8 protein-coding genes are annotated in these 7,803 nt (G+C 72.3%); 7 read left to right on the plus strand and 1 reads right to left on the minus strand.

Annotated features, from left to right (window positions below; genetic code table 11):
* The first annotated feature begins 142 nt into the window (after positions 1-142).
* Genes ACFE67_RS12815 through ACFE67_RS12840 form a run of 6 tightly spaced genes read left to right on the plus strand, consistent with a single transcriptional unit; the run spans position 143 to position 4,984 of the window.
* On the plus strand, positions 143-1,075 hold the full coding sequence (locus ACFE67_RS12815) for an alpha-E domain-containing protein (RefSeq protein ID WP_375407266.1): 933 nt from the start codon (positions 143-145) through the stop codon (positions 1,073-1,075).
* 31 nt (positions 1,076-1,106) lie between these two features.
* Entirely contained in the window at positions 1,107-1,949 is an 843-nt protein-coding gene (locus ACFE67_RS12820) for a transglutaminase N-terminal domain-containing protein (RefSeq protein WP_375407267.1), read from the plus strand.
* A 48-nt stretch (positions 1,950-1,997) separates the two neighbouring features.
* A complete protein-coding gene (locus tag ACFE67_RS12825) occupies positions 1,998-2,642 on the plus strand; it encodes a histidine phosphatase family protein (protein WP_375407268.1) in 645 nt (214 codons plus the stop codon).
* The gene (locus tag ACFE67_RS12830) at positions 2,639-3,286 is read left to right on the plus strand and encodes a hypothetical protein (RefSeq protein WP_375407269.1); all 648 of its coding nucleotides are present in this window, start codon (positions 2,639-2,641) and stop codon (positions 3,284-3,286) included. Before ACFE67_RS12825 ends, ACFE67_RS12830 begins: the two co-directional genes overlap by 4 nt.
* A gap of 57 nt (positions 3,287-3,343) precedes the next feature.
* The gene (locus ACFE67_RS12835) at positions 3,344-3,931 is read left to right on the plus strand and encodes a YagU family protein (protein ID WP_375407270.1); all 588 of its coding nucleotides are present in this window, start codon (positions 3,344-3,346) and stop codon (positions 3,929-3,931) included.
* Between the two features lie 15 nt (positions 3,932-3,946).
* On the plus strand, positions 3,947-4,984 hold the full coding sequence (locus ACFE67_RS12840) for a glycosyltransferase family 9 protein (protein ID WP_375407271.1): 1,038 nt from the start codon (positions 3,947-3,949) through the stop codon (positions 4,982-4,984).
* Positions 4,985-5,104: 120 nt separating this feature from the next.
* On the opposite strand, the gene pgi is transcribed toward ACFE67_RS12840, so the two are convergent.
* Complete coding sequence (gene pgi, locus ACFE67_RS12845) at positions 5,105-6,802, minus strand: glucose-6-phosphate isomerase (protein ID WP_375407272.1); 1,698 nt, start codon at positions 6,800-6,802, stop codon at positions 5,105-5,107.
* Between the two features lie 198 nt (positions 6,803-7,000).
* Between pgi and ACFE67_RS12850 the strand changes: the two genes are divergently transcribed.
* On the plus strand, positions 7,001-7,803 hold an 803-nt coding region (locus ACFE67_RS12850), incomplete at its 3' end, for an ROK family protein (protein ID WP_375407273.1).

Consider the following 7,803-nt stretch of genomic DNA (forward strand, 5'->3'; position numbering starts at 1 on the left):
CGCACGAGCCGGATCGCTCCCCCCTCGACGCGCTCGACGACACGGGCGAGCAGAGCCAGCAGCAACAGCAGTTCCGTTTTGAAGGAGTTCTCGCGTCGAATGCGCACGAACTCCTTCAAAACGGAGATTCGGAGGTGCAGTCGTGCTGAGCCGGATCGCCGAGAGCCTGTTCTGGATCGGGCGCTACATCGAGCGCGGCGACGGCACCGCCCGCATCCTCGACGTGCACCTCCAGCTGCTGCTCGAGGACCCGTGGGTCGACGAGGACACCGCCTGTCGCGGGCTGCTGTCCGTGATGGGGTCGGCGCCCTCCAGCACCGGATCGCTCAACCGGGGCGACGTGCTCGCGATCCTCGGGGTCGACCGCACCCATCCCGCCTCCATCGCCTACTCCCTCACCGCCGCTCGCGAGAACGCGCGGCGTGCCCGCGAGATCGTCAGCACCGAGCTGTGGGAGTGCCTCAACACGACCAGGGCGCGGATCCCCCGCCAGGTGTCCCCCGCCAGGGTCTCGGAGTTCTTCGCCTGGGTGCGCGAGCGCACCGCGCTCGCGGTGGGGATCATCGAGAGCGCGACGAGCCGCGACGACGTCTGGCAGTTCTTCACCCTGGGCAGGAGCCTCGAGCGCGCGGACATGACGGCCCGGCTGCTCGCGACGCATGCCCTGACCGGCAACAACGGCCCGAGCTGGACGACGCTGCTGCGCTCCTGCGGCGGCTACGAGGCCTACCTCCGCACGTACCGGGGGGTCCCGTCCGCGCAGAACGCCGCCGAGTTCCTCGCCGTCGACCGGTTGTTCCCGCGATCGATCCTGTTCTCGATCACGCGTGCCGAGTCCTGCCTCCGGCAGCTCGAGCCGCGGAACGAACGCGTCGGCACCTCCGACCGGGCCCTCCGCGTGCTCGGCCAGATCCGGTCCGAGCTGGAGTTCCGGCCGATCGACGAGATCCTGCATGAGCTGGCAATGCAGATGGAGGCGGTGCAGGCCGCCACCTCCGCGGCGTCGGAGGCGATCCGGCAGCGGTACTTCCCGACGAGCGCCGCGCCGGTCTGGGTGGGGGAGGTCACGTCGTGACATCCGACGGCGTGAACATGCGTGCTGCGGCATGAGTCGGCTCAGGGTCCGGCACGTGACCGGCTACCACTACGGCGGCAAGGTCACCCAGTCGTACAACGAGGCGCGGATGCTGCCGGTGTCCGGCGACGGGCAGTTCGTGCTCGCGTCGAACCTCGAGATCTCGCCGATCTCGTCGTCGCACGGCTACGTCGACTACTGGGGCACCCGCGTGAACTCGTTCGAGATCCTGACCCCGCACGAGGAGCTGTCGCTGACCGCGACGAGCCTCGTGGAGGTGCAGCGCGCGACGCATCCTGCTCCCGGGCTCTCCTGGGCGGACCTCGCACCGGCGGCACGAGCGTCCGTCGACACGGTCGAGCAGCTGCAGCAGACCCGCCTCACCGAGCCGGCCGACGAGGTGCGCGAGATCGCGAAAGCCGTCGCCGCCGATCTCGAGCCGTGCGAGGCGGCCCGCGCGGTCTGCCGCGAGATCCACGAGCGCGTCGTCTACATGGCCGGCGTCACCGGCGTGCAGTCGACGGCGCAGGAGGCGTGGGCGCACGGGCGCGGCGTCTGCCAGGACATCGCGCACATCGCGATCGGCGCCCTCCGCTCGATCGGCATCCCGGCGCGCTACGTCTCGGGCTACCTCCACCCGGACCCGTCGTTCCCCCTCGGCACGCCGGTGACGGGGGAGTCGCACGCCTGGGTCGAGTGGTTCTGCGGCTCGTGGCACGGTTTCGACCCCACGAACGACCTCGAGATCGGGGAGCGCCACGTGCTCGTCGGCCGCGGCCGGGACTACACCGACGTCGCACCCCTGCGCGGCATCTACGCCGGGCCATTCGGCAGCCGGCTGTTCGTCGAGGTGGAGATCACGCGCGAGGTGTGACCGCCTGCGCGCAGCGGTCCTCCACACCCGTTCGGGGAGGATGGCGGCATGTCCCGCCTGATCCTCGTCCGTCACGGTCAGACCCCGTCGAACGTGCAGGGACTGCTCGACACCGCTGCCCCGGGCCCGGGCCTCACCCCGCTCGGGCACGAGCAGGCCGCTGCGCTGGTCGACGTGCTCGCCGCCGAACGGATCGACCGGATCGTCGCGTCGCCGCTCGCTCGGACCGTGGCGACGGCGACGCCCCTCGCGGAGGAGCGCGGGCTGCCGCTCGGGCAGGATGCGGGCCTCCGCGAGATCCTCGCGGGCGACCTCGAGCTGCTCGCCGACCGCGACTCGCATCTCACCTACCTGCACACCGTCTTCGCCTGGGCGGCCGGCGACCTGACCGCCGCGATGCCGGGCGACCCGGAGACGGGGGCCGGCTTCCTCGAGCGGTACGACGCCGCGGTGGAGGCGGCCCTCGACGGAGCGGACACGGCCGTCTGCGTCAGTCATGGTGCGGCGATCCGCGCGTGGGCGGTCGCCCGCGCCGACAACGTCCCGGTCGGGTTCGGTCTCGAGCACGGCCTGCCGAACACCGGGGTCGTGATCCTCGATCGGCACGGCTCGGGGCCGTGGCGGGTCGACGCCTGGTTGGACCGCCGGTTCGCCGCCCCGGAGAGCGATCCGACGGGATCCCCGATCCGGTGACGCGCTCGCGCAGCACCCTCGTCCTCGCGGCCGCGCTGGGCGCAGCCACCGTGCTCCTCGCGGTCGGTGCGGCGGCACGAGGGTCGATGCCGCTGCCCGTCGTGGCGCACCTCGGTGGTCCCGCCGTGCACCTCGGGGCGCTGCAGGTCGGTGCCGCGGTCGTGCTGCCCCCGGCGGTCGTCGCGGTCGTGGCGGCGATGCACGGCACGGGCCTGCTCGGACGGTCGTCCGTCGTCATCGCATCGATCGGCGCAGTGCCGATCCTGCTGGTGCTCGTCGTGACGCTGAACGGTGCGGCCGAGGCGACCGTCCTCGTCCTGACCTACGCGTCGAGCGCCGGAGGCGTCCTCTTCCGCTCCCTGCACCGGCCGGGCGGCGATCCGGTGCCGCTGCGCTGGTGGGCGGTGCTCGGCATCGTCCCCTGGGGCGCGGTCGCGTTCACCCAGGTGGGCGGACTGCTCACTGGGACGCCGCCGTCGGTCGCGATCCGCGTGCTCACCCTCGTCGTGCTCGCCGCGAGCATCGCGGAGTTCGTCGCCGCGTACCGCCGACGGGACCGGCCGCCGGCGGCGTGGGTACAGCTGCTGCTCGTCGCCGCGCCGGGGCTCCTGCTCGCCGTGCTGGTCCTCGCCGCCGTGCGCTGACGACCGGGCGCGGCGCATTCTCAGACTCCGGCGGCGGCGGCGCGGAACGATGCTCGGATGAAGACGCCGTTCGGCCTGCTCGACACCTCCGCTCCCGAGAACCGCCGACCGGGGGCCGCGCTCGTCGCGGGGATCGTCGCCGGGCTCAGCTCCGGCGCCGTGAAGATGGGCTGGGAGTCGCTGTTCCCGCCCCGCACGCCGGACCGGGAGGTCCCGCCGGTGACGTTCCTGAAGCAGCGCGGCATCGATCCCGACGAGTACACGTACACCTACAACGGCAACCAGGTGCCGTGGGGGGTCCTCGCGGTGCACTTCGGGTTCTCCGTCGTGACCGTTGCGGCGTACTCGGTGGCGGCGGAGTACTTCCCGAAGGTCAAGCTGCTGGGCGGCGCGGCATACGGCATCGGCGCATTCGTCGTCGCGCACGAGATCGTGCTCCCGCGGCTCGGGCTCAGCCCCTCGGCGAAGGACCTGCCGGTCGAGGAGCACGCGTCCGAGTTCTTCGGCCACATCGCCTGGCTGCTCGAGGCGGAGGTGGTGCGCAAGGCGACCCGGCTCGCGATCGCCGGCGTACCCGATGCGGACATCCGCGTGGAGACGGTCGCGAAGCTCGCCGGCGCCGCGCGCGCCGCGCTCGGGCGATGATCCGAGCGTGCTGAGGTGACCGGCCGCAGGCGCGTGCTCGTCGTCCGTCTCGACAGCATGGGCGACGTGCTGATGGCCGGACCGGCCGTCAGGGCGGTCGCGGCGCAGCCGGACACCGAGCTCTGGTTCCTCGCCGGACCGCGGGGGAAGTCGGCCGCGCGCCTCCTGCCCGGCATCGACGAGCTGCGGGTGATCGGCATCCCGTGGATCACCGCGGTCGACCGACCCGTCGACGCGGCGCTCGTCGCCGAGGTGAACGCCCTCGTGGCGGAGTGCCGGCCCGACGAGGCGATCATCCTCACGGCGTTCCACCAGTCGCCGCTGCCGATGGCGCTCCTCCTCCGGCTCGCCGGGGTGCCGGTGATCCGGGGGGCATCCGTGGAGGCGTCCGCCGGGCTGCTGGACGGCCGCTGGATCCCGGGCGAGACGTTCCCCGAGGACATCCCCGAGCCGGAGCGGAACCTCGCGATCGTCGGGCTCGCCGGGTATTCGCTGCCGGAGGGGGACGACGGCCGGTTGCGCGTCACCCTGCCGGCCGAGCGGCCTGCCGCGCTCGACGCGCTGCCCGAGCAGTACCTCGTCGTGCATCCCGGCGCGCAGTACCCCGCGCGGGAGTACCCCGCCGACCACTTCGTCGATGTCGTCCGCCTGCTCACGCAGGCCGGTCACGCCGTCGCGGTGACCGGAGGCGATCATGAGACGGAGCTGACGGCGCGGGTCGCGGGCAGCACCGGGATCGACCTCGGCGGCAGGCTCGACCTCGGGGGCACCGCGATCGCGCTCGCGGGGGCGTCCGTCGTCGTCGTGGGCAACACGGGTCCGGCGCATCTCGCCGCAGCGGTCGGCCGACCGATCGTCAGCCTGTTCTCCGCCGTCGTCCCGCCGGAGCGTTGGGCGCCCTACGGCGTCCCGCTGGAGCTGCTCGGCGATCGCACCGCAGCCTGCATGGGCTCGCGGGCGACGCTCTGCCCCGTTCCCGGGCACCCGTGCCTCACCTCAGTTACCCCGGCCCAGGTGGTCGCCGCGGCGGAGCGTCTGCTCACCCGCGCCTGAAGCGGTTCCCGGATCCGCGGATCACCGAGCACGTCAGCAGGACCGAGCACCGACAGCAGGACTCAGACGCGGATCCTGTCCTGCTGAAGCGTCTGAGTCCTGCTGTCGCACTCCCGCGGATTACTCGCGGAGGGAGAGGTACTTCGCGATCAGAGACCGCGTCGACGGGTCCTGCTTCGCCAGGGCGTCCGCGTCGCCCTCGACCGCGGGCGTGACCTCGAGCGCCAGCTTCTTGCCGAGCTCGACGCCCCACTGGTCGAACGAGTCGATGCCCCACACGGTGCCCTCGACGAAGGTGATGTGCTCGTAGAGCGCGATCAGCTGCCCGACCACGGAGGGGGTCAGCGACGGCGCCAGGATCGACGTCGTCGGCCGGTTGCCGCTGAACGTGCGGGCCGCGACGACCGCCTCCGCGGTTCCCTCGGCACGGACCTCCTCCGCCGTCTTGCCGAACGCCAGCGCCTTCGTCTGCGCGAAGAAGTTCGCCATGAACAGGCCGTGCACGTCGGTCTCGCCGTCCTGCAGCGGATGCGCCGGGTTCGCGACCGCGATGAAGTCCGCCGGGATCAGCCGGGTGCCCTGATGGATCAGCTGGTAGAAGGCGTGCTGGCCGTTCGTGCCCGGCTCGCCCCAGAACACCTCGCCGGTGTCGGTGACGACCGGGGTGCCGTCCCAGCGCACGCTCTTGCCGTTCGACTCCATCGTGAGCTGCTGGAGGTAGGCGGCGAAGCGGTGCAGGTACTGCGCGTACGGCAGCACCGCGTGGCTCTGCGCGCCGAGGAAGGTGCTGTACCAGACGTTCAGCAGACCCATCAGGACCGGCACGTTCGACTCCAGCGGCGTGGTGCGCACGTGCTCGTCGATCGCGTGGAACCCCGCGAGGAACTCGGCGAACCGGTCGGGGCCGATCGTGATGGCGATGGAGGTGCCGATCGCCGAGTCGACGGAGTACCGCCCGCCCACCCAGTCCCAGAAGCCGAACGCGTTCGCGGGATCGATGCCGAACGCCTCCACCTTGTCGAGCGCGGTCGAGACGGCGACGAAGTGCTTGCTCACCGCGTCGCGGCGGGACTCGTCGGTGTCCTGGATGGCGCCGGCCTCCGCCAGGCCGTTCCACAGCCACTGCCGGGCGAGGCGCGCGTTCGTGAGGGTCTCGAGCGTGCCGAAGGTCTTCGACGCGACGATGAACAGCGTCGTCTCGGGGTCGAGGTCGGCGGTCGTCTCGAACAGGTCGGTCGGGTCGATGTTCGAGACGAACCGCGCCGTGAGCCCCGCCTGCACGGACGGCTTGAGGGCCTCGTAGACCATCACCGGCCCGAGGTCGGAGCCGCCGATGCCGATGTTCACGACCGTCTCGACCCGCTTGCCGGTCACGCCGGTCCAGGACCCGTCGCGGACGGCGTTCGCGAACCCGGCGATCTTGTCCAGCACCTCGTGCACGTCGTGGTCGACGTCCTGGCCGTCCACGGTCAGCGGCGCCGGCGGCACCAGGCCGGCCGTGTCCTTCGGGCGGCGGAGGGCGGTGTGCAGCACCGCGCGGTCCTCGGTGACGTTGATGTGCTCGCCGGCGATCATCGCGGCGTACCGGCCGGGCACGTCGACGGTCCTCGCGATCTCGAGCAGGTGGCCCAGCACCTCCTCCGTCACGAGGTTCTTCGACAGGTCGACGGTGAGGTCCGCGGCCTGGAAGGTGTAGGTCTCGGCGCGGCCCTCGTCGTCCGCGAACGCGGCACGCAGGTCGAGGGAGAAGTCCTCCGCGAGATCGGACAGCGCCTGCCAGGCGCTGGAGGTCGTCGGGTCGACGGGTGAATCGGTCATGGTGTGCCGAGCCTTCCGATGTGAGCATGGTGACCGCCCGGCATCGGGCGGGGCCGGAGGAGCCGCGCCTCGCGAGACGCTAGTCCTTCCCCCTGCACGGCTGCTTCTCGCTGCGCGGCCGCTTCTCGCTGCAGGGAACGGCGAGCGGTCGCTAGGGTCCAAGTGTCGTATCGCAGCGGCGGAGGAGGGTGGTTCGGCATGATCGTGGGCATCGAGACCGGCGGCACGAAGGTGGTCTGCGCGGCCGCCCGCCCGGAGGCGCCCGACGAGCTGCTGCTGACCCGCCGCTTCCCCACCACCGATCCCGATGAGACCATCGGCCGGATCACCGACTTCATCGCGGACGCCGGCGTCGACGAGCCCGTCCAGGCGGTCGGGGTGGCATCCTTCGGTCCCGTCGACGCGGACACCTCGAGCCCCCGGTTCGGCTGGGTCACTACGACGCCGAAGCAGGGCTGGGCGCACCTCGACCTGCTCGGCAGGGTGACGCCGCAGGGGGTGCCCGCCGCGTTCGTGAGCGATGTGCTCGGCGCCGCGGTGGGGGAGCTGCGGTACGGCGCGGGGCGCGGCGCCGGCTCGCTCGCCTACGCGACGATCGGCACCGGCGTGGGGGTCGGGATCGTCGTCGACGGCCGCGCGATCGGCGGCGACGGCTGGCCGGAGGTGGGTCATCTGCTGGTCCGCCGGCACCCGGCCGACACGTTCGCGGGGAACTGCCCGTACCACGGCGACTGCCTCGAGGGCCTCACCGCTGGCCCCGCCGTGCTGGCGCGCTGGGGCGTCGACTCCTCGTCGTTCCCGCCCGAGCTGCACGACGAGGCGTTCGCCATCCTCGCCTCCTACATCGCGCAGATGGCGTACAGCGTCGCGCTGACCGTCGGGGCGGAACGGATCGTGCTCGGCGGCGGCGTCATGATGGCGCCCGGCCTGCTCGACGCGGTCCGGGCCGCGCTCCCCGGGCTGGCTCGCGGGTACGGGCCGGCATCGCTCGTCAGCGCGGA

This window comes from uncultured Amnibacterium sp. (assembly GCF_964244015.1).
Classification (GTDB): Bacteria; Actinomycetota; Actinomycetes; order Actinomycetales; family Microbacteriaceae; genus Amnibacterium.